The organism is Pseudomonas sp. YuFO8, from assembly GCF_035065025.1.
Lineage (GTDB): Bacteria > Pseudomonadota > Gammaproteobacteria > Pseudomonadales > Pseudomonadaceae > Aquipseudomonas > Aquipseudomonas putida_AE.
On record NZ_JAXDEQ010000029.1, the window covers coordinates 21,847 to 48,087 of the forward strand.

Sequence of the window (26,241 nt, forward strand, 5' to 3'; positions counted from 1 at the left end):
GGAGCGAGCTCGCTCGCGATGGTCGTCAATGATAACGCGCACAGTCTGAAGGATCGCGTTGTCCTGGCGTTTTTCGCGAGCAAGCTCGCTCCTACAGGGGGTAAGGGTTTAATTTGCGATTGGTTTCGGAATTTCCAGCCCGCGCTTCACTGCCGGCCGCGCGAGGAATTTCTCCAGCACCCGGGTGACGTTGGGGAAGTTCTGGATACCCACCAGATCGCCCGCTTCATAGAAGCCGATCAGGTTGCGCACCCACGGGAAGGTCGCGATGTCGGCGATGGTGTAACGCTCGCCCATGATCCAGTCGCGTCCTTCAAGTCGCTTGTCGAGGACGCTGAGCAGGCGTCGGCTTTCTTCCACATAGCGGTCGCGTGGACGCTTGTCTTCGAAGTCCTTGCCGGCGAATTTATTGAAGAAACCGAGCTGGCCGAACATCGGACCAATGCCACCCATCTGAAACATCAGCCACTGAATGGTCTCGTATCGCGCTGCCGATTCCTGGGCCAGCAACTGCCCGCTCTTGTCGGCGAGGTAGATCAGGATCGCCCCGGACTCGAACAGCGGCAACGGCTGGTCGTCCGGACCGTGGGGATCGAGAATGGCCGGGATCTTGTTGTTGGGGTTCAGCGACAGGAACTCGGGGGACATCTGGTCGTTGCTCTCGAAGCCCACGCGATGGGGCTCATAGGGCAGGCCGATCTCTTCAAGCATGATCGATACCTTGACGCCATTGGGGGTCGGCAAGGAGTACAGCTGAATCCACTCCGGGTACTGGGCCGGCCATTTTCGGGTGATGGGGAACGCAGACAAATCGGTCATGTGGGCATCCACGGGAAAATTGAGAATGCCGATCATAATGGAGATAACCCGGGCTGCGGCGTCTGGCGCCATGAATATCAATGATGGTGGAGATCAAGCGAGATCACGGCGCGCTGGCGTGCCGGCTAGTGTAGGGTGTCCATAATTCCGCAACATCCTGTCGATAACCTTTGCTCCAACCCGTGCAAGGTTACCGGTAAAGTGCTGCGCTCTCGGCCGGAATCGAACCAAACGGGCCTCAGAGGACTCTGAGATGCGTCCCTTTGATACGGACCGGCTTCACGACATGGAAAACACCCGACGCAGGAAAGTCGCGGTGCAAAGGTTTGTCAGCCTTAACTCAATGCGCTGAAGAACCGTTTACTCCATGATCAATCCGTTGAAATTCACCCAACACTTCAAACGTCGCGCTTATTTGATCCTGCCCGCCTTGCTGGTGACCAGCGCGTTGTTTTTGGCGCTGGAGGCCCGTGAAAGTCGCGCCCAGCCGGCGGATGGCACCCAGACCCTGGTGTTCCTGCGCCATGCGGAAAAGCCTGAGGGCGGCCTGGGCCAGCTCAATTGCCAGGGTTTGAACCGCGCCATCGACCTGGCCACGCTGCTGCCGGAAAAATTCGGCAAGGCCGACTACGTGTTTGCCGCCAACCCGACGCGCAACGTCGAGGAAGGCGAACTGGACAATTCCTACAGCTACATCCGCCCCTTGATGACCATCAGCCCCAGCGCGATCAAGCTCGGTTTGCCGGTGAACATCAACTTCTCGGCCAACGACACCAGCGACCTGGCCGATGAACTGCTGCACGACAAGTACCACAACTCGGTCATCTACACCGCCTGGTCCCACGGCTATCTGCCGGAATTGATCAACAAGGTCGCCGGTGAAGCCGTTGGCCAGAAACAGAAGATCACCGAGGACTGGGAGTCCAATGACTACGACTCGCTGTATGTGCTGACCCTGACCTGGCACAACGGCAAGGCCAGTCTGCAGAGCCACAGCTACAAGCAGGGGTTGGACAACGGGCAGCAGACTTGCCCGACTTGAATTGGTGCTTTAAGTCTTGTAGTGCCTTGACGGCCCCCTTCGCGAGCAAGCCCGCTCCCACACACAAAATTTGTGTTCACTGAAGATCTACTGTGGGAGCGAGCTTGCTCGCGATAGGGCCGGCAAAACCACCCTCACCCGCGCCGACCACCCCGCTCGCGCAAATACGCCAACACCTCATCTCGCTCCCCCGCAAACTCGATCCGCGCCCCTTTCTTCTCCCGCTGAAAGACATACATCGGGTCGTAATACTCCACCAGCAGCCCTTCGATCCACGCCCGGTGCAAATCCACCGCCCCACTGCGCGCCTGCTCGGCCAGCGCGTCTTCCATCAGGATCAGCATCCGCTGGTGCCGTTCACCGCCCAGGCGTTTGCGCACATTGTTCAGGCTCGCCAGCAAACGCTCGGAAAACAGCGCAAAACCTTCCTCACCATGGGCACCGATGAACTCGGCACACAAATCCACCACGTAATCGCGCAGGATCCGCTCGACTCGCCCGTGCAGGCTGTCTTCGAGCCAGACCATCGGAAACTGCTGCATGCCCTGGTACAACGGCAGTGGCAGCGCGCAACTGCCGACCGCGCGGCTCTCGTCTTCGAGCACGAACTGTTCGATTCCGCGGGCGCGTTTTTTCAACACGTCCACCGCCAGGCAGTTTTCAAAGTCGATGTTGGACGGCTGGCCAGTGACGCGTTTGCCGAAACTGGAACCGCGATGGTTGGCATGCCCCTCGAGGTCCAGGCCGTTGTCCAGTTGCGTGAGCACGTCGGTTTTACCGGTGCCGGTCATGCCGCCCAATAACACGAAATCGCACTGGGAGACGGCCTCGTCCATGGTTTCCAGGAGGAAGGTACGCAGGGCCTTGTAGCCGCCGCCCACCCGCGGATAGTCGATGCCCGCCTCGTCCTTGAGCCATTGCTGGACGATCTGCGACCGCAGCCCGCCACGAAAGCAATACAACAGACCATCAGGATGGGCCCGGGCAAAATCCGCCCAGGCCTGGATGCGCTCGGCCTTGATGGCGCCGGACACTAATTGATGGCCCAGCTCGATCGCCGCCTGCTGGCCTTGTTGCTTGTAGCAGGTGCCAATCCGTTGCCGTTCCAGATCGTTCATCAGCGGCAGGTTGACCACGCCGGGGAACGCGCCCTTGAGAAACTCGACCGGCGCACGGGCATCCATCATCGGTCGATCGCTGAGAAAAATGTCGCGGTAATCGGTGCAGTCGACAGGCATCAGGACACCTCGACCGCGTGGCTCTGTCGCTCCACCAGTTCGCCGATCGGCGCCAGGTCCAGCCCCAGTTCGGCCGCCACCGCGAGAAACCCGGCGTTGCCTTCGGGTGTCACGGCGATCAGCAGGCCACCGCTGGTTTGCGGGTCGCACAGCACTCGCTTGTGCAGCTCCTGGAGGCGCCCGACCTTGCTGGCGTAGCTGTCGTAATTGCGCAACGTGCCGCCCGGCACGCAGCCCTGGTCGAGGTAATACTCGACGCCCGGCAAGCGCGGTACCCGGTCATACCCGATGCGTGCGGTGAGGTTGCTGCCATCGGCCATTTCCACCAGGTGCCCGAGCAGGCCGAAACCGGTGACATCGGTCATCGCCGTCACACCTTCGAGCTTGCCGAAACGGCTGCCGGGTCTGTTCAGGGTGCACATCCAGTCCCGGGCCAGGCCGATATCGGCGTTGCGCAATTTGCCTTTCTTCTCAGCCGTGGTCAGCACGCCGATGCCCAAGGGCTTGGTCAGGTACAACAGGCAGCCGGCCGTGGCCGTGTCGTTGCGCTTCATGTGGCGCTTTTCCACGAGCCCGGTGACGGCCAGGCCGAAGATCGGCTCCGGTGCGTCGATCGAATGCCCGCCGGCCAGGGGAATCCCGGCCTCATCGCACACCGCGCGCCCGCCGCGAATCACTTCCCGGGCAATCTCCGGCGCCAGCACGTTGACCGGCCAGCCGAGGATCGCGATCGCCATCAACGGATCGCCGCCCATGGCGTAGATGTCGCTGATGGCATTGGTGGCGGCAATACGGCCGAAATCGAACGGATCGTCGACGATCGGCATGAAGAAGTCGGTGGTCGATACCACGCCGCGCTCTGCATCGATGGCATACACCGCCGCATCGTCGCGCGAGGCATTGCCGACCCAGAGTTTCGGATCAAGATTCTGCGCACCGCTGCCGGCCAGGATCACTTCCAGCACCTGGGGAGAAATCTTGCAGCCGCAACCAGCGCCATGGCTGTATTGGGTCAGGCGAATCGGTTCGCTCATAGGGCACCTCATGGGGTCAATGGGGCCGATTCTAGCAGAGCGGCCGCTGCCTCTGTGGCAGTGAGCCGGCTCGCGAAGCGGTCATGAATTCACCGTCCGCCAATCCGAATGAATTTTCCCATCGCCCAACGATCCCTCTATGTACACAGGGAGGAAGAAAGGCTCTATGAACAACGCAAAACTGTTCGTCATTGAATACACTCTTCATGGCGTCCCCAAGTCGTTCATCATCCGTCTGGACAAAATGGACAACGCGGAGGCATGGCATTGGGCAAGCTGCGACGCGGGGGTCGGACGTATCCCTCGCTTCGGCCGCGAAAAAGTGCAGAAGACCAGCAAACCGATGGCGGAAAAATTCGGCGTGGAAAACGTCAAGTGGCGCCCGGCCGGTTAACCCGGCAGCGCTCAGGATTGGGGGATCAGTAAATGACACTCGTCAGCAGCCCTGCACATCTGGACTACGGTCTGGATACGTTGTTCGGCCGCATCACCAAGAGCACCGAATGCCGGGTCGGCCTGGAACAGGTCGAAGATGATCCAATGCGCTTCGCGATCCGCGTTCCAGCGCCATTGCCGGAAGACCTGGAGCAGGCCAAGACGGTGGTGGTGCGGGTCGATGGACGACGCCTGGCCGGCACCGTGCGCCACAGCGAACGGCTTGACGACGACAGCCTGAAACTGGAAGTGGAGCCTGACTAGGCCCCACGTTCCCGCGCTGCAAGTGTCAGTGGGCGCACTTGCAGCCTTTATGGGCGCACTCTTCGCCGTGCTCGTGGTGCTTGGAACAGGCTTCACAGCAGTAATGCTTGCCGTGGCGCACGATCGGATGTTCACCGAGCTTGCAGTTGCATTTCGGACAGTCACAGACGCTTTTTTCATCAGTCATGGCGCTGACTCCTTGGGCAGTGGTCGTCGGCGGGCCGCATCAGCAACCCGTTGTACCAGTGTAGGAGTTGATCAAGCGTACACCTGACCGTTCAACCCGCAACCCGACTGCTGCTGCGGTACATGAACACCAGGGCCAGCCCCAACAGCACCATCGCCAACACCCGGCTCCCCGATAACTCGATGGCCGGATTGCCCAGCCAGCCAAAATTATCGATCAGCATCCCCATCCCCAGTTGCCCGACGATCACCGCCACGGTCGCCACCGCCGTCCCCACCCGCGGCACCGCACCGACCATGACCATCATGTAGACCACGCCAAACAGCGCCCCGCTGAGCTGCCACTTCGGCACGTCCAGCAGGCTCGTGGCATGGGCCGGTTCAAAAAAAACGATCAGCAACCCGGTCAGCACCGCGCCCACCACGAAGGTCAGCAAGCTGCTGCGCAACACCCCGACCGTTTCCCCCAGACGCCCGTTGATCGCCGCCTGCACACTCAGGATCGCCCCGGCCGCCACGACCACTGCCAACAAAATAATCAGACTCATCATCAACCCCGTGCAATCAGGACAAGTGCCGCGACAATCAGCAGCAAGGCCAGCCAGCGTTCAGCGTTGACCTTCTTGCGAGTGGTGCCGAACCAGCCGAAATGGTCGATCAGCACACTTTTGCCGACCTGCCCGGACAGGATGGCGATCATGGTCATCGCGATACCGATGTGCGGTGTCGCCAGCGTCAGCACCACGACATAGATCGGCCCGAGAAAACCGCCGATCAGCTGCCAGCGCGGTAATTCGCTCAGCGCCGGGCCCTGTCGCGGGCCGCTGAGCAGCAACAGGAAAAACAGAATCGCCGAGCCGACGCCAAAGATGCTCAAGGTCGCCCACAGGTGACCGACCTGAACGCCCAACGGCCCGAGCAAACCGGCCTCCACGGACAGGCCCATGCCCGCCAGGATCACCAGGGGCAGCAGCAATAGCCGCAACCCTGGCCGGGTGCTCGGTGCCACTGCAGCACCGACGTTGTCGAGAGAAGAAGACTGCATCGATAAAACTCCGTTCGAGAAACATGGCGCGCATTATCGATTGGCGGTGCTTTGCGATAAATGGGAGCATCCTGACAACACTTTTGCGTAACTCGCACAGCAGGACTGACCATGCACGGCCTCAACGAACTGGGATTCAAGGCGCTTCGGCTGTTTGTCGCGGTGCTCGATCACGGCAGCTTTTCCGAAGTCGCCCGCCGCGAGGGCCTGGCGCCCTCTTCGATTTCCCGCCAGATCCAGTTGATGGAACAGGCCCTGGGCCAGCAATTGCTTTACCGCCACACGCGCGCCGTCACGCCCACCGAGGCCGGGCGATTGCTGGGTGAACACGCGCGACTGGTGCTGGTGCAACTGGAGGAAGCCGAACAGGCGCTGCAGGAACAGCAAAGCGAGCCCAGCGGACTGGTACGGATCAACGCGCCAGTGGTGTTCGGCCAGCGGCATTTGACGCCGTGGCTGGGGCAGTTGTGTGCGCGCTATCCCAAACTGCAACTGGACATCCAGCAGACCGACAGCTACGTCTCTCCCTTGCAGGAAGGCGCCGACCTGCTGTTTCGCATTGGCCCAATGCATGACTCCAGCATGCAGGGGCGGATCCTCGCGCCCCATCGCTTTCAGGTCGCGGCGAGCCCGGCGTACCTGCAACGCCACGGCACGCCACAACATCCAGACGATCTCGCTGCTCATCAATGCCTGGCCTACAAAGGCGTGTCAGGCCTGCAGCGCTGGTTTTTCCGCAAAGGCCAATTGCCCTGGACACCCTATACGGTGAAAGGGCCGATCACCGGCAACCACGCCGACACCCTGACCCAGGCCGCCGAGCAGGGCCTGGGGCTGGTGATGTTTCCGTCGTGGTTGATCGGCGAGGCCGTGCGCAACGGCACGCTGGTGCCGGTGCTGGGGGACTACCAGGTGTCCAACAGCCTCGAGCCGCAGCAGATCGCCGTGCTCTGGCCCGGCAGCCGGCGCCTGTCGGTGAAGGTCAGGACGGTGATCGACTTTTTTGTCGAATGCTTTGGCGAAGTGCCGTATTGGGACCTGTAGGAGCCGGCTTGCTGGCGATGCGAGGGTGGCCGTTATGCCGCCTTCGCTGCCGTATGTGAAATCAGAGCACCATCGCCGCAATCCAGCCGAACACCAGCAACGGCAGGTTGTAGTGCAGGAAAGTCGGGACCACGGTGTCCCAGATGTGGTGATGCTGGCCGTCGATGTTCAGGCCGGAGGTCGGCCCCAAGGTCGAATCCGAAGCCGGCGAACCGGCGTCGCCCAATGCACCCGCGGTGCCGACGATACAGACGATGGCGATCGGGCTGAAGCCCAGCTGCACGCACAAGGGGACGAAAATCACCGCCAGGATCGGCACCGTGGAAAACGACGAACCGATGCCCATGGTCACCAACAGCCCGACCAGCAACATCAGCAAGGCGCCGACGGCCTTGCTGTGGCCGATCCACGAGGCCGAGGTTTCGACCAGCGTCTGCACTTGCCCGGTGGCCTTGATCACTTCGCCAAAGCCGGACGCGGCGATCATGATGAAGCCGATCATCGCCATCATCTTCATGCCTTCGGTGAACAGCTCATCGGTGTCACGCCACTTGACGATGCCCGACGCCGAAAAAATCAGGAAACCCACCAACGCGCCGATGATCATCGAATCCAGCAGCAGCTGGATGATGAACGCCGCGGCAATGGCCACGCCGGCAACCATCAGGCTCAGCGGGTTGTACTGCACCGCGACCTGCTCGACCTGTTCGATCTTTGCCAGGTCGTAGACGCGCTTCTTGCGGTAACTGACAAACGCGATCAGCAGGCCTACCACCATGCCCAGTGCCGGGATACCCATGGCGTGAGTCACGTTGATGCCGCTGATATCGACGCCGCTGCGGGCGACGTTGGCCAGCAGGATCTCATTCAGGAAAATGTTGCCGAAGCCCACCGGCAGGAACATGTACGGGGTGATCAGGCCGAAGGTCATGACGCAGGCGATCAACCGGCGATCGAGCTGCAGCTTGGTCAGCACATACAGAAGCGGCGGCACCAGCAATGGAATGAACGCGATATGGATCGGCAGGATGTTCTGGGACGCGATGGCCACGACCCACAACAGGCCGATCAGCAGCCATTTGACCTGGCCACCGCCATTGGCATGTTGGCGGTCGACCATTGCCAGGGCCTTGTCAGCCAAGGCATGGGCCAGGCCGGACTTGGCAATCGCCACCGCAAACGCGCCGAGCAACGCATAGGACAACGCCACCGTCGCCCCTCCGCCCAAGCCGCTGTTGAACGCCTTGAGGGTCGCGTCGATGCCAAGGCCACCGGTCAGCCCCCCCACCAGTGCCCCTACGATCAGCGCGATGACCACATGCACGCGGGACAGGCTGAGTATCAGCATGATGCCGACCGCGGCAATTACTGCATTCATTGTCGTTACCTCTGGGCAAGCGAAAAGAGTCCGGCCGGCAGTCTGCGAGAGCCGCCAGCGGATAAAGGAATAGGTTTTATTAGAGGGCGCGCACTTTGAAGGAAGCCGCTGCAAGCTGCAAGCCTCAAGCGACAAGTTTTGGCTCAAGAAAGCTGCTTTCAGGCCGTTACAGAGCAAAGTCGCAGATATTTATCGAATAAGGACGCCTCCATGTCGCTCAGACAACTTTCCATTCAATGGAAAATCACCCTGTTGGCCGGCCTCTGCCTGGCGGGCATCGTGACCCTGCTGGTGGGTCTTTCGCTGTATCGCATGGAGCACAGTTCCGCGCTGGTGAAAGCCTCGAGCATGGAGATGCTGACCGAAGCGGCCCAGGCGCGGATCGAGTCCCAGGGTGAAAACCAGGCGCTGATGATCCGCCAGCAGTTCATGGACGCCTATCAATATGGCCATGGTTTCTCGCGCCAGGTGCTGTTCCTGCGCGACCAGGCGGAAAAACGCTTCCTCGATGCCTTCGACCTGCGCGAAGACCTGACCCGCCAGGTCAAGTCGGCACTGCAAGCCAACCCCGACCTGCTCGGACTGTCCCTGGTGTTCGAACCCAACGCCCTGGACGGCAAGGACGAACTGTTCAGCGGCCAGGCGGAGCTGGGGAGCAACGACAAGGGCCGTTTCGCCCTCTATTGGTCGCAGCCGACACCGGGCAAGGTGACCTCCATGGCGCTGCCTGAAAGCGACATGGCCGACACCAGCACCGGCCCCAGCGGCGAACCGGCCAATGCCTGGTTCACCTGCCCGCGCACCCGCCTCACGCCTTGCGTGATCGAGCCGTACTTCTATGTGATCGACGGCCAGAACGTGCTGATGACCAGCATCGTGTTCCCGTTGATGGTCAACGGCAAGGTCATCGCTTCGCTGTCGGTGGACATCAACCTCAACAGCTTGCAGGCAATCAGCCAGAACGCGAGCAAGAAGCTCTATGACGGCCAGACCAGCGTCAGCATCGTCAGCCCGGCCGGCCTGCTCGCCGGTTACAGTGCCGATGCGAGCAAACTCAGCCAGCGCCTGGAAGTCGTGGACACCCGCACCGGCGCCGAGCTGATGCGCATGCTTGCCACCAGCAGCGCGACCGCCAGCCTGCACAAAAATCAGCAATTGAAAGTGCTGGCGCCATTCCAGCCGATTCCCGGCGGCAAAGCCTGGGGCGTGCTGCTCGACGTGCCGGAAAAAGTCCTGGTCGGCCCGGCCGAGACCCTGAAAAAACAACTGGATGACAGCAACACCGCCGGCACCCTGACCGAACTCGGCCTGGGCATCCTCGCCGCGCTGATCGGCTTGCTGCTGGTGTGGCTGATGGCGCGCAGCGTGACCCGGCCGATCCTCGGCGTGGCGCACATGCTCCAGGACATCGCCAGCGGTGAAGGTGACCTGACCCGCCGCCTGGCCTATGACAAACAGGATGAACTGGGCCAACTGGCGGGCTGGTTCAACCGTTTCCTCGACAAGCTGCAACCGATCATCGCCGAGGTCAAACGCTCGGTGCAGGACGCCCGCGGCACGGCGGACCAGTCGTCCGCCATCGCCACCCAGACCAGCGCCGGCATGGAGCAGCAATACCGTCAGGTCGACCAGGTCGCGACCGCCTCCCACGAAATGAGCGCAACCGCCCAGGACGTCGCCCGCAGCGCCGCACAAGCGGCACAGGCGGCGCGCGATGCCGATCAGGCCACCCGCCAGGGCCTGACCGTGATCGACCGCACCACCGCGAGCATCGACAACCTCGCCGCCGACATGAGCGCGGCGATGGTCCAGGTCGAAGGCCTGGCGGCCAACAGCGAGAAAATCGGTTCGGTGCTGGAAGTGATCCGCGCCATTGCCGAACAGACCAACCTGCTGGCCCTCAATGCCGCCATCGAAGCCGCCCGGGCCGGTGAAGCCGGGCGCGGTTTTGCCGTGGTGGCCGATGAAGTGCGCAACCTGGCGCGGCGCACCCAGGAGTCGGTCGAAGAAACCCGCGTGGTGATCGAACAACTGCAAAGCGGCACCCAGGACGTGGTCGGTTCGATGGGCAACAGCCACCGCCAGGCCCAGGACAGCGTCGAACAGGTTGGTCAGGCCGTGACGGCGCTGCAGCAGATCGGCGACGCGGTCACCGTGATCAGCGACATGAACCTGCAGATCGCCAGCGCCGCCGAAGAGCAAAGTGCCGTGGCCGAGGAAATCAACCACAACGTGGCGACCATCCGCGACGTCACCGAGTCGCTGTCGGGGCAAGCCAACGAGTCGGCGCGGGTGAGCCAATCGCTCAATCGCCTGGCCAATCAACAGCAGAGCCTGATGGATCAGTTCCGCGTTTAACCCATACACACATCCAATGTGGGAGCGGGCTTGCTCGCTAATGCGGTGTGTCAGTCAACATGAGTATCGACTGACACACCGCATTCGCGAGCAAGCCCGCTCCCACAGGTCTATCTATCGTACATAAGATGCACACCCGGTCAGTTGCCCGGAACCTGCGCGGCGTTTCGGCATCCTATCTACCGATACCGCGCCCCGCCATTCAAACAGCCGTTTTGCGGTTGTTGCCCCTGGGGCCATCGATACACATACATGCCCTTGAGTGGCTGTCAGCGCTCGGGTAATGTCATCAGACCCATAGGACAGAGCACGCCCATGACTTCCAAGCTGGAACAACTCAAACAGATGACCACCGTGGTTGCCGACACCGGCGACTTCGAAGCAATCGCTCGCGTCAAGCCCGTGGACGCCACCACCAACCCTTCCCTGCTGCTCAAGGCAGCGGCCATTCCTGCTTATGCCGAACTGCTCAACGCTTGCGTCGCCGACTGCAAGGGCGATGTGGGCCTGGCCAGCGACCGTTTTGGCGTCGCGGTGGGGCAGGAAATCCTCAAGGTGATTCCCGGCCGTATCTCCACTGAAGTGGATGCGCGCCTGTCGTTCGACACTGACGCCGTACTCAAGCGAGCGCACCGTCTGATCGAGCTGTACGAAAACGCCGGTATCGGCCGCGACCGGGTGCTGATCAAGATCGCCTCCACCTGGGAAGGCATCCGCGCTGCCGAGATCCTGGAAAAGGAAGGCATCCAGACCAACCTGACCCTGCTGTTCTCGTTTGCCCAGGCGGCTGCCTGCGCCGACGCCGGGGTGTTCCTGATTTCGCCGTTCGTGGGCCGCATCTACGACTGGTACAAGAAAGCCAACGGTAACGACTACGTCGGCGCCGATGATCCGGGCGTGCAGTCGGTGACGCGCATCTACAACTACTACAAGGCCAATGACTACAAGACCGTGGTCATGGGCGCGAGCTTCCGCAACCTCGGCCAGATCGAGCAACTGGCCGGTTGCGACCGCCTGACCATCAGCCCCGACCTGATCGACAAGCTGGCGGCGGACACCGGCAAGCTGGAGCGTAAACTGGCGCCGGGCAGCGCCGGTGAAGCGCGCCTGAACCTCAATGAAGCGCAATTCCGCTGGCTGTCCAACGAAGACGCCATGGCCACCGAGAAACTGGCCGAGGGTATTCGTCAATTCGCCCGGGACCAGGAGAAGCTGGAGGCGTTGTTGCAGGCCAAGTTGTGATCCGGATCGCGTAATGCAAAAAGGGCGAACCCTGGTGGGTTCGCCCTTTTTTGTGCGTCCTGATCGAGTGAGGTGTTCTTGCGGACGCCTTCGCTGGCAAGCCAGCTCCTACAGGGGGATTTGTTCACGCAACAGATCCAATGTGGGAGCCAGCTTGCTGGCGATGAGGCCAGCCCGGCCAACATCCCTCTAAGGGATCAGTGACGCTCCAAAGCATTCACCAGGTCATGAAAGGCTTCCCGATTGGAGTCGTTCAAGCCCATGAGGATCTTGTGCGCTTCCAGCACCTTGATCCGCACCACCTCCTCCGACTGATCCTGATCAGGCAGGTCGTCCAGGCATTCCGGGCATGGCACCGGCTGGTCGACGATGTTGAACACCTGCTCGAACCCCATCGACTGCAACAGACGGGTGATGTCTTCATGGGTGGTGACAACGGTTGGCAGCAGTCCGACCTTCTGCCGCGACAGGATCGACAGTTTGGCCAGCAGGCCCAGGGTGGTGCTGTCGATGCTGCGGGTTTCGGTCAGGTCGATCACGATCGCGTTGAAATTCAACGCGGTGAAGATCCGCTCAATAGTTGCATCCAACGCCGAACACAGGGTCAGGCGAACTTCACCGACGAATTTCAGGACAAAGGTGCCGTCCTGCTCGGCGAACTGGATTCTACCGGTACTCATCAAAGATTCCTGCTCAACACCAACAGGGCGATATCATCCGGCATCTCCCCAAGCGTGGCCAATCCAAAAACCTGCCGCAGGCCATCCAGGCTGCCGCCCGCCGCCTTGACCCGTTCGGGCAAGGCAGCCTCTTTTTCTTTGAGTGTGGGTTCCGGCAAAAGGTCCAGAATGCCATCAGACATCAGCGTCAGGCTGAACGTCGGCGGCAATTCCAGCACGTGATCCTCGTAGGTGGCTTCATTGAAGAGGCCTACCGGCAGACCACGCCCTTCCAGGTAACGAACACTGTCGGGTGTGTACAACACAGGCAACGGCAAATGACCACCGATGCTATAGGTCAACAAACCTGTCTCCTCGTCGATGACTCCACCGACCATTGTGACGTGTTTGCCCAGCTTACAACTGATCAGGCCCCGGTTGATATGCCCAAGCACTTCAGACGGCTTGAATTCCGGCAAGGTGCCGTTGCGCTTGGACTCGAACAACAGGCGCGTGGTCATGAATTTCAACAGCACGGTGACGAAGGCTGAAGAGGCGCCATGCCCGGAAACGTCCGCCAGGTAGAACGCTACCCGGCGCTCGTCGACCCGGAAATAGTCGACAAAATCACCCGACAGGTACAGCGACGGAATGATCTGGTGGGCAAACTTGAAATCGTCGATGGTCCAGGGGCTGACCGGCAGCATGTTCATCTGCACCTGGCGACCGGCGTTCTGGTCTTCCTGGAGCAGGTTCAGGCTGGCGGCGAGCTCGCGGTTGGCCTTTTCCAGCTTCTCGCGGTAGCGCTGGTTTTCCACCAGCAGGCGTGCGCGATCCAGGGCCCGACGCACCGAGTGCTCGAGCACGGCCAGATCTTCGAGAGGCTTGATCAGGTAATCCGCTGCGCCCAGGCGCAGGGCCTCGACCGCGTCGTTCATGACGCCGGCACCCGACACCACGATCACCGGTGTTTGCGGTGACAACTCGGTGACTTGACGGATGAGTTCGAGACCGCCCATCTGTGGCATGCGCAGATCGCAGATGACCAGGTCGGGCTTGTCTTGCTCGAATACCTGAAGACCCTGCTGGCCATTGCTGGCCTGCAAGACGCTGAAACCACTGTCTTCCAAATAGGCCGCGAGGCTCGCGCGCACTACTTCGTCATCATCGATTATCAGCAGCGTGGCACTGGTTTTTGGCATGTGGGCAAACGGCGCCAGAATTAGGTTGGCGTAGCGGCTCGGATTTTCGCCCGGCTCAGACTACTGGATTCGCTTTCTAGCCTCTCTGCTGCACTGTTTTCGAGCGTTTACCCGACTCACAGATCCACCAGAGGTGCCCTTCTAAGGCGCAGACGGTACTCCCATCCGCGAGGCGTTTCAAGCTCACGCCGATGGTCTCTTGGCGACGAGACTTTTCAAATCACCGGGAGTTATAAGAACCTGCAAAACCGAAACCCAATGAAAGGTTGCTCAGGGCAATAAAAACGAACAAGGCGGCTCGTTGGCCGCCTTGTTCTTACCGGTCGAGATCAGAAATCGTCTTCGACCTGGCCGTCTTTCACCTTGAATTCACGGTTTTGCAGATAAGCGTTGCGGATGAAGGTGTACTTGTCGCCGGTGATCAGCTTCTCGGAGGACAGCAGGCTCGCACGGGTATCGACGATGTTCAGGCCGAAGATCGAGTTACGCACCGGTACATCGTGGATGTAGCGGTACGGGCCGGTGTAGCCGTCGACGTACTTCGAGGGCGCATCACGCAGCGTACTTGGGCCGAGCAGGGGCAACATCACGTAGGGACCACTGCCAACGCCCCAGTAACCCAGGGTCTGGCCGAAGTCTTCGTCATTGCGGTGCAGGCCCATGTGGGTACCCACGTCGAAGAAGCCCAGCAGGCCGAAGGTGGTGTTGAAGAGCAGGCGCGCCGTGTCGATACCCGCCGCGTGAGGTTTGACCTGGAGGATATTGTTGGCGAGGTTGGTCACATCGCCGACGTTGCGGAACATGTTGTGGATGCCATCTTCGAGAAACTCTGGCGTCACGAACTGATAGCCCTGGGCCAAAGGTTTCAAGGCATAGGTATCGACGAAGTCGTTGAACTCGAAGATCGGACGGTTGACGCCTTCCCAAGGATCATCTTCCGAGGCTGCCTGGGCAGCAAACGGAACCAGCAGCGCACTGGCGCACACACAAAGCCGAGCGAGAGGATTGCTCCAGCGCATAGAAAAACTCCTTGGACTGTAACGTCGCGGGGCGCTTGGCCCGGCGCAAAGATCGATAGTATAAGACGTAACTGCCACTTTAGGCAGTATTGGACCCGCCCCCCTCACAGGGCGAGCAATTCACAACAGTGTCACTCAACTGTCACCGTCGCCCTTTAGCCTCGAGGCTATTTCAGGGACGTAGACATGCCACACGCCGAAATCACCCCGCAAACCGCGCCGAACCTGACTGCCGTGCTGTTCGGCCTGAGTGGTTGCCTGGTGGATTTCGGCGCCTGCATGCGCCTTCAGGGCAACCATGACGCCGCTCACGCCGAGGTCACGCCCGGCGCCCTGGACAGTCTGCACAGCTTGCAGCGCCAGCAGGTCCCCTGCGCCTGGCTCGATGAACTACCTCCCTCGACCAGCCATGCTTTGGCTATCGGCCTGCCGCAATGGATCAAGCCTTCGCAGCCTCTGCAACAGCTTGCAACAATCAAACCCTGGCCGGCACCGGATGCGTGCTGGCAAGCCTTGATGGCCCTGGACATCGAACGCCTGGAAGGCTGCGTGCTGGTCAGTGGCGAACCGCGACTGCTGCAATCGGGTCTCAATGCCGGGTTGTGGACCATCGGCCTGGCCTCCTGCGGCTCGCTCTGCGGGCTGTCGCCGGCGCAATGGCAGGCATTGTCCGCACAGGAACGCGACATCAAGCGCAGCAAGGCCACGGTGCAGCTGTTCGGTCTGGGCGTGCATTCGGTGATCGATCACCTCGGTGAACTCGACACTTGCCTGGCAGACATCAGCTTGCGTCGGCTCAAGGGCGAAAAGCCCTGATACAGATCATGCAGGTTAGGCGCGAGTGGATTAATCTAAAGATAAGCCATAGACCTTTGGCGCGCCGTCGCGGTCTATGCCAGTGCCTATCGATAAAAGGAAGAACGCCATGTCTGCCCGCGAACTGCAAGAACAGCTCAATGCCCTGCGCGAGCAATTGGACAAGAAACCTTCGCTGACCGAAGTCGAGCGCGAAGACCTGCACGCGCTGATGCAACAGATCGAACTTGAACTGGAGCTGGAAACCAAGACCCAGGACGTCAACCTCGCCGATAACGTCAACCTGGCCGTCGAACGCTTCGAACTCGAACACCCGACCCTCTCCGACGCCCTGCGCCGGATTGGCACGGCCCTGCACAGCATGGGCATCTGATCCTGCAGATACATGTGGGAGCGAGCTTGCTCGCGAAAAACCAGAGATCACCGCGGGGAGTCAGGCTTCCCGCGTTATCGTTGACCTCCATCGCGAGCAAGCTTGCTCCTACAAATCATTTACTGACGGACCAGGCGATGGTTCGGCAGTTGCACCTCTTCAGTACTGCGATACGGATTGATATCCAACCCACCCCGCCGCACATACCGCGCATACACCGTCAATTTCTCCGGCTTCAGCAACCGCTGCAGATCAAGGAAAATCCGCTCCACGCACTGCTCATGGAAGTCCGAGTGCTGACGGAAGCTGACGATGTACGCAAGCAGGCTCGCGTGATCCAGCGCCGCGCCACGGTACTCCACCGCCACGCTGCCCCAGTCCGGCTGGCTGGTCACCGGGCAATTGGACTTGAGCAAATGGCTGTGCACGCTCTCTTCGACAATGCGCGAATGATCACAACGCAGCAGGTCCGGGCGCGGGTGCTCGTAGGTGCTGACGCTGATGTCCAGATCGTCGATGCACTCCCCTGGCAATGCCACCACACCTTCAGCCTCGACTTCTTTCAGGCTGCGGATGCGCACGCCCACGGGCTTACCGGCGGCGGCCGACAGGTCCTTGGCCAGGGTCGATTCGAGGCTGGCGGTGTCGGCAAACGGCGTCTGGTTCAAGGAGTTGAGGTAGAGCTTGAACGACTTGGATTCGATGATGTTCGGCGAATCCGCCGGAATGCTGAATTCGCCGATCGCCACCACCGGTTTGCCCGATGGCAACAACCACGACAGTTCGAAGCAGTTCCAGAAATCCACGCCTTTATACGGCAGTGTTTCAGCCGTCAGGCCCAGCTCCGCCCATTTCGCGGTGCGCGGGATCGGAAACAACAGGGACGGCGTGTAAGTGGCAATGTATTCGCTGGATTTGCCCAGCGGCGAGTGTTCGGCTGCGGGATGCATGGCGGAAACCTGACTGAAGAATCAGCGGATTCTACCAGCCTTTGCCGCAGCCTTTGAGTGCTTACTGACTGACAGTCAATTTGCCTACCATGCCGGCCTGGTAATGACCGGGGATGTTGCAGGCAAATTCGAGGCTGGTGGCCTTGGTGAACGTCCAGGTCAGCTCGGCGGTCTTGCCAGGCTCCACCAGCACGCTGTTGGGGTCGTCGTGCTGCATGGCATGGCCCATTCCGGCCATGGCGCTGTGGTCCATTGCCTTCACGCCGGTAGGCGTGAGCATGCCGTGTTGCTGCATCTGCAGCATTTCCTGCTGATGCCTGGCATGCATCGCGGCATCGCCGAGGTTGAATTCGTGCAGCAACTGGCCTTTATTCACCAGCACGAAGCGCACCGTTTCCCCGGCCTTGATCTCGATCGCCTTGGGGGTGAACGTCATGTCACCCATGACCACCTCGACGCTGCGGCTCGCCTTGGCGGCCGGTGCCGGCTGACCAAAATCCCAGGTTTGCGCCGGCGATGCCCACACCGGCGAACTCAGCGCCAACAGACAGCTGGCCAACAACACGGATTTACGCAAAAACATCGAAGTACTCCAACAAGATCAAGGTTCAGCCTGTGGAAAACTCTAAACTGCCACCGCTGCCCGTTACCTGACAGCCAGATTACAACTTTGTCAGCTTGGCCTGCAGCGTCGTCGCCCAAGGTATAACGCTGTCGTGCCATTTAGCCCGAGTCGCCCATGAAACTGCTGATCGTCGAAGACCAACCGAAAACCGGCCATTACCTGCGCCAGGGCCTGACCGAGGCCGGGTTCACCACGGAGCTGGTGGCCGACGGCAGCACCGGTCAGCAACTGGCGCTGAGCGGTGACTATGCCCTGCTGATTCTCGATGTGATGCTGCCCGGTCGCGATGGCTGGCAGATCCTGCAAGCGGTGCGCAGCGCCGGCCTCGACACGCCGGTGCTGTTCCTCACCGCCCGGGACGCCGTGGAAGACCGGGTACACGGCCTGGAGCTGGGCGCCGACGATTACCTGGTCAAGCCGTTCGCCTTCTCCGAGTTGCTCGCGCGGGTCCGCAGCCTGTTGCGCCGTGGCAGCACCCCACCCCAGGAAACCTGCCTGCAACTGGCCGACCTGCGCCTGGACCTGATCCGTCGCCGCGTCGAGCGCAGCGGCCAGCGCATCGACCTGACCGCCAAGGAGTTCGCCCTGCTGGAAATGCTCCTGCGCCGCCAGGGCGAAGTCCTGCCCAAATCGCTGATCGCCTCCCAGGTCTGGGACATGAATTTCGACAGCGACACCAACGTCATCGAAGTCGCGATCCGCCGCTTGCGCCTGAAGATCGACGACGAGTTCCCGAACAAACTGATCCACACCGTGCGCGGCATGGGCTACGTGCTTGAAGAGCGCCAGCCCTGATGCGCCGGCTGTCCTTGAGCGCGCGCCTGGCACTATTGTTCGCCGCGTGCACCGCCGTGGTCTCGCTGTTCGCCGGGTTTCTGTTCAGCCGCGCCAGTGAGGCGCACTTCATCGAGCTCGACCAACAGTTGCTGGACGCCAAGCTTGTTGGATTACGAAGGGCATTGCCGGATATCCAATCAAGCGAAGGTCAAGCCCGGCTGGCCGACGAATTGAGTCGCCAGGCCGACCTGTCACTGCGCATCAGTGGCAGCGATGGCCGCCGCTGGCATGACAGCTCCCCGCGCCTGCCGCCGACCTTGCCGCGCCAGCCCGGCTTATCCACGGTGAGCCACGACGGCACCGACTATCGCGTGCTGAACGCGCCGCTGTACCTCGACCAGGTCGATTCGCCGCAACTGACCCTGCTGCTGGACATCACCCATCACCAGCATTTTCTGCAACGCATGCAACACCTGATCTGGCTGACTGTCGGCCTGTCCGCCCTGGCCACTGCCCTGCTGGGTGCCTGGGCCGCGCGCAGCGGGTTGCGACCGTTGCGCCGCATGAGCGCGGTCGCCCGTGGGGTCTCGGCGCACTCGCTGAACGCCCGCCTGCCGGAAGCACAGATGCCGCCGGAGCTTGCCGAAATGGCCCACCACTTCAACGCCATGCTCGGACGCCTCGACGACGCCTTCCAACGGCTCTCGGCCTTCTCCGCCGACATTGCCCATGAGCTGCGCACACCGCTGTCGAACCTGCTGACCCACACCCAGGTCACCCTCACCCGTGAGCGCCCCCTCGAGGATTATCGCGAAGCGCTGCACAGCAACCTCGAGGAACTGCAGTGGATGGCCCAACTGGTCAACGACATGCTGTACCTGGCCAAGGCCGACCACGGTTTGTTGATGCCCAAGCGCGAACCGCTGGAACTGGCTGAGGAAGTGGATGTGTTGCTGGAGTTTTTTGCGCCCTTGGCCGAGGACACTCAACTCACCTTGAGCCGCGACGGAAATGCATGCATCGAGGGTGACCGCAGTATGTTGCGCCGGGCGCTGTCCAACTTGCTGGATAATGCATTGCGGTTTACCCCGGTTGGAGGCGAGGTTCGGGTGCGGATTGTCGATCGGCCCGAGGGCTTGAGGCTGACGGTGGAAAATAGCGGTGAGGGGATTTCAGCGGATTTGCTGCCGCGCCTGTTTGATCGTTTCTACCGGGCTGATCCGGCGCGACATGAAGGCAGCAGTGAGCATGCGGGGTTGGGGTTGGCGATTACCCAGTCGATCATCCGGGCCCATGGTGGGCAGATTCGGTGTGAATCGGCTGATGGGTGGACCAGGTTTGTGATTGAGTTGCCCAAGGGAGATTGAGGCTAGCCAGGCCGGCCTCATCGCCGGCAGGCCAGCTCCCACAGTATTTTGTGATGTTCACATAATTTGTGTACGACGCGATCCCTGTGGGAGCTGGCCTGCCGGCGATAGCGGTATCAGCGGTTACGAATAACGCAACGCGTGAGCCGGCTCGATCTTCGCCGCACGCCACGCCGGATAAACCGTGGCCAAAAAACTCATGACAAACCCCGCCGTGCAGATCAGCGCGACGTCCGCACCCTGCAATTCAGACGGCAAATTACTGACGAAATACACATCGGAACTGAAGATGTGCTGTCCGCTAACCCGCTCTACCCAGCCGACCATGGCACTGACATTCAACGCCGCAATCACGCCCAGCACGCCGCCGATCAGGGTGCCTACAATCCCGATCACGGTGCCCTGGACGATGAAGATCGCCATGATCTGCCGTGGCGTGGCGCCGATGGTGCGCAGGATCGCGATGTCCGCGCCCTTGTCGTTCACCACCATGATCAAGGTGGCGATGATATTGAATGCCGCCACCGCGACAATCATCAGCAACAACAGGCCAATCATGGTTTTTTCCATCTTCATGGCGCTGAACAGGCTGCCCTGGGTGTGGGTCCAGTCGTCAGCCTTGTAGGCGGCGCCCAGCCCCGTGGCGATGTCGCTCGACACTTGCGGCGCGGCGTACAGGTCCTTCACCGCCAGGCGCACGCTCTGCACCTGGTTCGGCGCCCAATGCTGCATGGCCGCGGCATCGGCCATGTGGATCAGTGCCATCGAACCGTCCAGTTCGGCACCGACCTTGAACACCCCGACCACGTTCAGCCGTTGCATGCGCGGGGTGATGCCGCCCGGCGCATTGCTGACTTCCGGCACGATCAGGGTGATCTTGTCGCCGACATTCAGGCGAAACCGCCGCGCCGTGATCTCGCCGATCACCACGCCAAACTCGCCCGGCTTCAACGCATCCAACCGCCCCTGGACGATATGCTGGGCGACGATCGACACCTTGCCTTCCAGCGCCGGATCGATGCCGCTGACCTGGATCGGCTGCATCGTGCCCTTGTAGGACAGCATGCCTTCCATCTCGGTGAACGGCACGGCGGCCGTGACTTGCGGGTTTTTCATCGCGGCCGCCGCAACGGGCTGCCAGTCATCGATGGGATTGACCCCGACGATGGTCGCATGCGGGACCATGCCGAGGATGCGTGAGCTCATTTCGCGCTGGAAGCCGTTCATCACCGACAGCACCACGATCATGGCCAGCACGCCCAGGGCGAGGCCGATCATCGAGGTCATCGAGATGAAGGAAACGAAGCGATTGCGGCGCTTGGCGCGGGTATAGCGCGTGCCGATAAAGATCGATAACGGTCTGAACATTCGCTGGGGCACCGTATAAAAATAGAAAACCCGACTGGCTTTTCAGTGCCGTCGGGTTGCAACCGGTCAGATAGGCGTCAGGCAACCTTCCTGCAAATGCAGGACGCGGTCCATCTGGCGGGCCAGGTTCATGTCGTGGGTCACCACCAGGAACGCCGTGCGCATCGAGGTGCTGAGTTCCAGCATCAAGTCCTGGATGCCCTGGGCGGTGTGGGAGTCGAGGTTGCCGGTCGGCTCGTCGAGCATCACCAGGCCCGGATTGTTCACCAGGGCGCGGGCGATGGCCACGCGCTGGCGTTCGCCACCGGACAGCTCCGCCGGCTTGTGCTCCAGTCGGTGGCCCAGCCCTACCCGCGTCAGCAACGCGGTGGCACGTTGACGCGCCTCGGGGATCGCGGTCTTGCCGATCAGCAGCGGCATGCAGACGTTCTCCAGGGCGGTGAATTCCGGCAGCAGGTGGTGGAACTGGTACACGAAGCCCAGGGCGCGGTTACGCAGCAGCCCGCGTTTTTTCTCGCTCAGCGCCGACAGCTCTTCGCCGTCGAGCCAGACGCTGCCCTTGGTCGGCGTATCGAGGCCGCCCAGCAGGTTGAGCAAGGTGCTCTTGCCCGAGCCCGACTTGCCGACGATCGCCACACGCTCGCCCGGGTGCAACTCCAGTTGCAGGCCCGCCAACACTTCCACCGACTCCGGGCCTTCCTCGTAGGATTTGCCCAGGCTGCGGCAGCTCAAGATTGCTTTATCACTCATGCCCGACTCACTCATAACGTAGCGCCTCCGCCGGCTGGGTGCGCGCGGCACGCCAGGCGGGATACAGGGTGGCGAGGAAACTCAGGACCAACGCCGCGCAGCAGACCATCAGGACATCCTGGCTCTGCACCTGCGACGGCAGGTAATCGATGAAATACACGTCGGCGTTGAGGAATTTGTGGCCGATGAGGCCTTCAAGCGCCGAGATCGCCGCGCTGACATTGAGCGCGGCGAAGATCCCGACCACCGCGCCGATGGCCGTGCCGACCACGCCGATCACCGTGCCCTGGACCATGAAGGTGCGCATGATCGTGCCCGGCGTGGCGCCGAGGGTGCGCAGGATGGCGATATCGCTCTTCTTGTCGTTCACCACCATCACCAGCGTGGAAATGATGTTGAACGCAGCGACCGCGACGATCAGCAGCAGCAATAGGCCGATCATGGCTTTTTCCATGCGGATCGCCTGGTACAGGTTGCCGTGGGTGCGGGTCCAGTCGCGGGCATAGAAACGGTCCTCGCCCAGCTCGCGGGCGATGCTCCACGCCGTGCGCGGCGCCTGGAACAGGTCGTCGAACTTCAGCCGCAGGCCCTGCACCTGATCCGGTTTCCAGCGATGCAAGCGCGCCAGGTCCTGGAGATTGGTGATACCCAGGTAACCATCGAGCTCGCCGGCACCGACATGGAAGATGCCGACCACGGTGAAGCGCTTCATGCGCGGGAACATCCCGGCGGGAGTCACGGTGACTTCCGGCGCGACGAACGTCAGCTTGTCGCCGATGGCCGCACCGAGCTTGGCCGCCGCCTTGTCGCCGATGACGATGCCGAACTCGCCCGGCGCCAGGTCGTCGAGTTTGCCCTGGGTCATGAAGTTGTCGATGATCGATACCTGGCGTTCCTGCGCCGGGTCGATGGCATTGAGCAGGATCTTGTTGACCTTGCCGTTGTTGGTCAGCAAACCCTGCATCTGCGTGAACGGCGCCACGGCCGTCACCTGAGGATTCTGCTTGACCTTGGCGGCCAGGCCCTGCCAGTCGCTGAGCGGCTCGCCGGATTCGATGGTCGCGTGGGGCACCATGCCCAGCACGCGGGTGCGCATCTCATGATCGAAGCCGTTCATGACCGACAGCACCACGATCATCACGACCACGCCAAGGGCGAGTCCGATCATCGAGGTCAGGGAAATGAATGACACAAAATGATTGCGACGCTTTGCACGGGTATAACGCGTGCCGATAAATACGAAGAGAGGTCTGAACATGTCGGGGCTTGTTCGGAGGGAAAAGGAACGTCCTTGTGGCGGGGGTCGATAACCAGCTTTACACTCAGACCACCGCCGCTACCATGGGTTCGCCATGTCGACATTAGATGAAGAAGATCGCCGCGAATACTACCGTATCGAGGACATGATCGCACTGGAAATTCGGCCCCTGTCCGCCCTCGAAGCCGCCGGGCAGGAAGTGTTGCAGGATGCTTCCCCACTGTTCAATCTGCTCAGCGAACTGCACCTGAGCGAATTCGAGTCGCAGCACCTGCTGCGCCAGATCAGCGAGCGCGACCGCAACCTCGCGGCGTTCCTCAAATCCCAGAACAAGCGCATCGATCTGCTCAGCCAGGTGATCGCCATCACCGTGCTCGGGCAGATCGGCGAACCGCAGCCGGTGATCATCTCCGAAGGCGGCATCGACTTCCAGCACCCTTCCCCCATCGCCGCCGGTTCGCGCCTGTCGATCAAGCTGGTGCTGATGCCCCAGGCCCTGGGCCTGTTGCTGCGCGCGCGCGTCACCCATTGCGACCGCAAGGGCGATGGCTTTGATGTCGGCACCGAGTTCGAACACCTGACCGATGCCCAGCGGCAACTGTTGGCGCGCCATATCTTGCAGAAGCAGGCCCAGGAACGACGCCTGGCCCGCGAACTGAACGAATCAGGCATTTAAATAAAGGAATAATCGTGACCCTCATCTACGGCCACCGCGGCGCCAAGGGCGAAGCACCGGAAAACACCCTGACCAGCTTTCAGGAATGTCTCAAGCACGGCGTACGCCGTTGTGAACTGGACCTGCACCTGTCCATGGACGGCGAGCTGATGGTCATCCACGACCCGACGCTCAAGCGCACCACTGACCGGCGCGGCAAGGTGGTCGAGCACACTGCAGCGGAACTGGTGACCTACGACGCGCGCAAGGGTGGCCCGGGCTGGATCAAACCGTGCCCGATCCCGACCCTCGAAGAGCTGTTCGAGCAATGCGATTTCGAGCATTGGCAACTGGAGGTCAAGAGCGCTTCACGCACCCGCGCCGCGACGACAGTGCTGGCGATTCGCGAAATGGCCCAACGGCATGGCCTGCTGGACAGGATCACCATCACCTCGAGTTCGCGGGAAGTGTTGAAGGCGGCCCTGGACCTGGTGCCGGACGTGTCCCGCGGCCTGGTGGCCGAATACGCCTGGCTCGACCCGTTAAAGGTCGCCCAAGGCTACGGCTGCGAGATCCTCGCGCTGAACTGGACCCTGTGTACGCCGGAACGCCTGCAGAAGGCGCAGCGCCAGGGGCTGCATGTGTCGGTGTGGACAGTCAACGAACCCGCGCTGATGCGCAGGCTCGCTGATTTCGGCGTTGACAGCCTGATTACAGACTTTCCCGGTTTGGCCACTGCCACGCTCGAGAATTGCTGAAATCGGTCTCCCCGGCCGGCTCAGGCCACCGGCCGGAGCCGCTCAAAAAAGCCGGTTGAGGCCGTCGTACGCGGCGACCCGATAGGCTTCGGCCATGGTCGGGTAGTTGAACGTGGTATTGACGAAATACTTCAAGGTGTTCAGCTCGCCCGGCTGGTTCATGATCGCCTGGCCGATGTGCACGATCTCCGATGCCTGGTAGCCGAAGCAGTGAACGCCCAGCACTTCCAGGGTTTCACGGTGGAACAGGATCTTCAGCATGCCTTGCGGCTCGCCGGCGATCTGCGCCCGGGCCATGCTCTTGAAGAACGCCTTGCCCACTTCGTACGGCACCTTGGCCTGGGTCAGCTCCTGCTCGTTCTTGCCGATCGAGCTGATCTCCGGAATGGTGTAGATCCCGGTCGGTACGTCGTTGACGAAGCGCCAGCTGCCGTTGTCGACGATGCTGCCAGCGGCCGAACGGCCCTGGTCGTGGGCGGCACTGGCCAGGCTCGGCCAGCCGATCACGTCACCGGCGCCGTAGATGTTCTGGATGCCGGTGCGGTACGCCTCGTCGACTTCGATCTGGCCACGGCTGTTGACCTTCACGCCGATGTTTTCCAGGCCCAGCTGGTCGGTGTTGCCGGTGCGGCCGTTGCACCAGAGCAATGCGTCGGCCTTGATCTTCTTGCCGGACTTGAGGTGCAGGATCACGCCGTTGTCCACGCCTTCGACGCGGTCGTACTCTTCGTTGTGGCGAACAGTGATGTTGTTGTTGCTGAAGTGGTAGCTCAACGCCTGGGAAATTTCCGAGTCGAGGAAGCTCAGCAACTGGCCGCGGTTGTCCACCAGCTCGACCAACACACCCAGGCCACTGAAGATCGACGCGTATTCGCAACCGATCACGCCGGCGCCGTAAACGATGAGTTTACGCGGGGTGTGGCCGAGGCTGAGGATGGTGTCGCTATCGTAGATACGCGGGTGATGGAAATCGATGTCGGCCGGGCGATAAGGGCGCGAACCGGTGGCGATGATGATGTGCTTGGCCACCAGTTTTTCCACCACGCCATTGGCGCAGACCACTTCGATGGTTTGCTCGTCGGCGAAACTGCCGGTGCCGAAGAATACATCGACGCGGTTACGGGCGTAGTAGCCGGTGCGCGAGGCGACTTGCTTGGAGATCACTTTCTCGGCGCTTTTCAACACGTCCGGGAACGAGAACCAGCGCGGCTCACCAATGGCCCGGAACATCGGGTTGGTGTTGAACTGCATGATCTGCCGGACCGAGTGACGCAGTGCCTTGGACGGGATGGTGCCCAAGTGAGTGCAGTTGCCGCCGACCTGGCGACGGCTGTCGACCATCGCCACCTTGCGCCCTGCCTTGGCGGCGTTCATTGCCGCGCCTTCCCCCGCCGGGCCGGAACCCAACACCACCACGTCGTAGTTGTAGACAGCCATGCGTACTCCTCAGAACAGGCCGTGGCGCCAGCGGCACCTGCGGCTAAATCACGCCAATCTGTGGCATGAAGGAACAATTTGGGGCCCATGCAGAACCCGGACACAGTCTATAGAAGCGTCAACGCCGCGCACATTAACCCTT

The 26,241-nt window shown here is 61.4% G+C and carries 27 protein-coding genes and 2 pseudogenes; 13 read left to right on the forward strand and 16 right to left on the reverse strand.

Features of this window, described 5'->3' with window-relative positions; genetic code table 11:
• Positions 1-108: 108 nt before the first annotated feature.
• A complete protein-coding gene (locus SOP95_RS22450) occupies positions 109-819 on the reverse strand; it encodes a glutathione binding-like protein (protein WP_323608359.1) in 711 nt (236 codons plus the stop codon).
• A 367-nt stretch (positions 820-1,186) separates the two neighbouring features.
• On the opposite strand from SOP95_RS22450, the gene SOP95_RS22455 reads away from it, so the two are divergent.
• A complete protein-coding gene (locus SOP95_RS22455) occupies positions 1,187-1,861 on the forward strand; it encodes a histidine phosphatase family protein (RefSeq protein WP_274077042.1) in 675 nt (224 codons plus the stop codon).
• A gap of 134 nt (positions 1,862-1,995) precedes the next feature.
• On the opposite strand, the gene mnmH is transcribed toward SOP95_RS22455, so the two are convergent.
• Both mnmH and selD read right to left on the reverse strand, forming a co-directional pair.
• Complete coding sequence (gene mnmH / locus SOP95_RS22460; protein WP_323608360.1) at positions 1,996-3,099, reverse strand: tRNA 2-selenouridine(34) synthase MnmH; 1,104 nt, start codon at positions 3,097-3,099, stop codon at positions 1,996-1,998.
• The gene (selD, locus tag SOP95_RS22465) at positions 3,099-4,133 is read right to left on the reverse strand and encodes a selenide, water dikinase SelD (protein WP_323608361.1); all 1,035 of its coding nucleotides are present in this window, start codon (positions 4,131-4,133) and stop codon (positions 3,099-3,101) included. Before selD ends, mnmH begins: the two co-directional genes overlap by 1 nt.
• A gap of 166 nt (positions 4,134-4,299) precedes the next feature.
• Between selD and SOP95_RS22470 the strand changes: the two genes are divergently transcribed.
• Positions 4,300-4,527, forward strand: coding sequence for a DUF6555 family protein (locus tag SOP95_RS22470; protein ID WP_020799440.1), 228 nt, complete (start codon positions 4,300-4,302; stop codon positions 4,525-4,527).
• 32 nt (positions 4,528-4,559) lie between these two features.
• Entirely contained in the window at positions 4,560-4,832 is a 273-nt protein-coding gene (locus SOP95_RS22475; RefSeq protein ID WP_274077045.1) for a hypothetical protein, read from the forward strand.
• Between the two features lie 25 nt (positions 4,833-4,857).
• Here the strand turns inward: SOP95_RS22475 and SOP95_RS22480 are convergent, their stop codons facing one another.
• From SOP95_RS22480 to SOP95_RS22490, 3 genes are all read right to left on the reverse strand, one after another.
• Positions 4,858-5,019, reverse strand: coding sequence for a metallothionein (locus SOP95_RS22480; protein WP_274077046.1), 162 nt, complete (start codon positions 5,017-5,019; stop codon positions 4,858-4,860).
• 91 nt (positions 5,020-5,110) lie between these two features.
• On the reverse strand, positions 5,111-5,569 hold the full coding sequence (locus SOP95_RS22485; protein ID WP_323608362.1) for a DMT family transporter: 459 nt from the start codon (positions 5,567-5,569) through the stop codon (positions 5,111-5,113).
• Complete coding sequence (locus tag SOP95_RS22490) at positions 5,569-6,063, reverse strand: DMT family transporter (RefSeq protein ID WP_323608363.1); 495 nt, start codon at positions 6,061-6,063, stop codon at positions 5,569-5,571. Before SOP95_RS22490 ends, SOP95_RS22485 begins: the two co-directional genes overlap by 1 nt.
• Positions 6,064-6,174: 111 nt before the next feature.
• Here SOP95_RS22490 and SOP95_RS22495 point away from each other — a divergent pair, with 111 nt between their 5' ends.
• Positions 6,175-7,107, forward strand: a complete 933-nt coding sequence (locus SOP95_RS22495) for a LysR family transcriptional regulator (protein ID WP_323608364.1) — start codon at positions 6,175-6,177, stop codon at positions 7,105-7,107.
• Between the two features lie 61 nt (positions 7,108-7,168).
• Here SOP95_RS22495 and SOP95_RS22500 read toward each other — a convergent pair whose 3' ends face one another.
• Positions 7,169-8,485, reverse strand: a complete 1,317-nt coding sequence (locus SOP95_RS22500; protein WP_323608365.1) for a Na+/H+ antiporter family protein — start codon at positions 8,483-8,485, stop codon at positions 7,169-7,171.
• Positions 8,486-8,914: 429 nt separating this feature from the next.
• On the opposite strand from SOP95_RS22500, the pseudogene SOP95_RS32235 reads away from it, so the two are divergent.
• From SOP95_RS32235 to tal, 3 genes and pseudogenes are all read left to right on the forward strand, one after another.
• Positions 8,915-9,985, forward strand: a pseudogene (locus tag SOP95_RS32235) (HAMP domain-containing protein); the annotation flags it as partial.
• A 345-nt stretch (positions 9,986-10,330) separates the two neighbouring features.
• Positions 10,331-10,843 (forward strand): annotated as a pseudogene (locus tag SOP95_RS32240) (methyl-accepting chemotaxis protein); the annotation flags it as partial.
• Between the two features lie 315 nt (positions 10,844-11,158).
• Positions 11,159-12,085, forward strand: coding sequence for a transaldolase (gene tal, locus SOP95_RS22510; RefSeq protein ID WP_274077052.1), 927 nt, complete (start codon positions 11,159-11,161; stop codon positions 12,083-12,085).
• Positions 12,086-12,282: 197 nt separating this feature from the next.
• Here the strand turns inward: tal and rssC are convergent, their stop codons facing one another.
• From rssC to SOP95_RS22525, 3 genes are all read right to left on the reverse strand, one after another.
• Positions 12,283-12,765, reverse strand: coding sequence for an anti-sigma factor antagonist RssC (rssC, locus tag SOP95_RS22515; RefSeq protein ID WP_274077054.1), 483 nt, complete (start codon positions 12,763-12,765; stop codon positions 12,283-12,285).
• Positions 12,765-13,946, reverse strand: coding sequence for a two-component system response regulator RssB (gene rssB / locus SOP95_RS22520; RefSeq protein WP_274077055.1), 1,182 nt, complete (start codon positions 13,944-13,946; stop codon positions 12,765-12,767). Before rssB ends, rssC begins: the two co-directional genes overlap by 1 nt.
• Positions 13,947-14,275: 329 nt before the next feature.
• The gene (locus tag SOP95_RS22525; protein ID WP_274077056.1) at positions 14,276-14,965 is read right to left on the reverse strand and encodes an MlaA family lipoprotein; all 690 of its coding nucleotides are present in this window, start codon (positions 14,963-14,965) and stop codon (positions 14,276-14,278) included.
• Positions 14,966-15,151: 186 nt separating this feature from the next.
• On the opposite strand from SOP95_RS22525, the gene SOP95_RS22530 reads away from it, so the two are divergent.
• Both SOP95_RS22530 and SOP95_RS22535 read left to right on the forward strand, forming a co-directional pair.
• Positions 15,152-15,781: an HAD family phosphatase gene (locus SOP95_RS22530; protein WP_323608367.1), complete on the forward strand. Its 630-nt coding sequence runs from the start codon at positions 15,152-15,154 to the stop codon at positions 15,779-15,781.
• A 109-nt stretch (positions 15,782-15,890) separates the two neighbouring features.
• Entirely contained in the window at positions 15,891-16,154 is a 264-nt protein-coding gene (locus SOP95_RS22535; protein ID WP_323608369.1) for a DUF4404 family protein, read from the forward strand.
• Positions 16,155-16,273: 119 nt separating this feature from the next.
• Here SOP95_RS22535 and queF read toward each other — a convergent pair whose 3' ends face one another.
• Together queF and copI are read right to left on the reverse strand one after the other, a co-directional pair.
• Positions 16,274-17,104, reverse strand: coding sequence for an NADPH-dependent 7-cyano-7-deazaguanine reductase QueF (gene queF, locus SOP95_RS22540; RefSeq protein WP_323608370.1), 831 nt, complete (start codon positions 17,102-17,104; stop codon positions 16,274-16,276).
• A 61-nt stretch (positions 17,105-17,165) separates the two neighbouring features.
• Positions 17,166-17,687 carry a copper-resistant cuproprotein CopI gene (gene copI, locus SOP95_RS22545; protein WP_323608371.1) on the reverse strand — a complete coding sequence of 174 codons (522 nt, stop codon included), beginning with the start codon at positions 17,685-17,687 and terminating at the stop codon, positions 17,166-17,168.
• Positions 17,688-17,843: 156 nt separating this feature from the next.
• On the opposite strand from copI, the gene SOP95_RS22550 reads away from it, so the two are divergent.
• Together SOP95_RS22550 and SOP95_RS22555 are read left to right on the forward strand one after the other, a co-directional pair.
• Positions 17,844-18,524, forward strand: a complete 681-nt coding sequence (locus SOP95_RS22550) for a heavy metal response regulator transcription factor (RefSeq protein WP_323608372.1) — start codon at positions 17,844-17,846, stop codon at positions 18,522-18,524.
• The gene (locus SOP95_RS22555) at positions 18,524-19,873 is read left to right on the forward strand and encodes a heavy metal sensor histidine kinase (protein ID WP_323608373.1); all 1,350 of its coding nucleotides are present in this window, start codon (positions 18,524-18,526) and stop codon (positions 19,871-19,873) included. The genes SOP95_RS22550 and SOP95_RS22555 overlap by 1 nt, the downstream gene beginning before the upstream one ends.
• 123 nt (positions 19,874-19,996) lie before the next feature.
• Here SOP95_RS22555 and SOP95_RS22560 read toward each other — a convergent pair whose 3' ends face one another.
• From SOP95_RS22560 to SOP95_RS22570, 3 genes are all read right to left on the reverse strand, one after another.
• Positions 19,997-21,241 carry a lipoprotein-releasing ABC transporter permease subunit gene (locus tag SOP95_RS22560; RefSeq protein ID WP_323608374.1) on the reverse strand — a complete coding sequence of 415 codons (1,245 nt, stop codon included), beginning with the start codon at positions 21,239-21,241 and terminating at the stop codon, positions 19,997-19,999.
• Between the two features lie 66 nt (positions 21,242-21,307).
• On the reverse strand, positions 21,308-21,991 hold the full coding sequence (gene lolD / locus SOP95_RS22565) for a lipoprotein-releasing ABC transporter ATP-binding protein LolD (RefSeq protein ID WP_274077064.1): 684 nt from the start codon (positions 21,989-21,991) through the stop codon (positions 21,308-21,310).
• Positions 21,992-21,998: 7 nt separating this feature from the next.
• Positions 21,999-23,249: a lipoprotein-releasing ABC transporter permease subunit gene (locus tag SOP95_RS22570; protein WP_274077065.1), complete on the reverse strand. Its 1,251-nt coding sequence runs from the start codon at positions 23,247-23,249 to the stop codon at positions 21,999-22,001.
• Between the two features lie 94 nt (positions 23,250-23,343).
• On the opposite strand from SOP95_RS22570, the gene SOP95_RS22575 reads away from it, so the two are divergent.
• Both SOP95_RS22575 and SOP95_RS22580 read left to right on the forward strand, forming a co-directional pair.
• Positions 23,344-23,925 carry a PilZ domain-containing protein gene (locus SOP95_RS22575; protein ID WP_274077066.1) on the forward strand — a complete coding sequence of 194 codons (582 nt, stop codon included), beginning with the start codon at positions 23,344-23,346 and terminating at the stop codon, positions 23,923-23,925.
• Positions 23,926-23,939: 14 nt separating this feature from the next.
• Entirely contained in the window at positions 23,940-24,662 is a 723-nt protein-coding gene (locus tag SOP95_RS22580) for a glycerophosphodiester phosphodiesterase (RefSeq protein ID WP_274077067.1), read from the forward strand.
• Positions 24,663-24,704: 42 nt separating this feature from the next.
• Here SOP95_RS22580 and sthA read toward each other — a convergent pair whose 3' ends face one another.
• Positions 24,705-26,099 carry a Si-specific NAD(P)(+) transhydrogenase gene (sthA, locus tag SOP95_RS22585; protein WP_077047123.1) on the reverse strand — a complete coding sequence of 465 codons (1,395 nt, stop codon included), beginning with the start codon at positions 26,097-26,099 and terminating at the stop codon, positions 24,705-24,707.
• Positions 26,100-26,241: the final 142 nt, after the last annotated feature.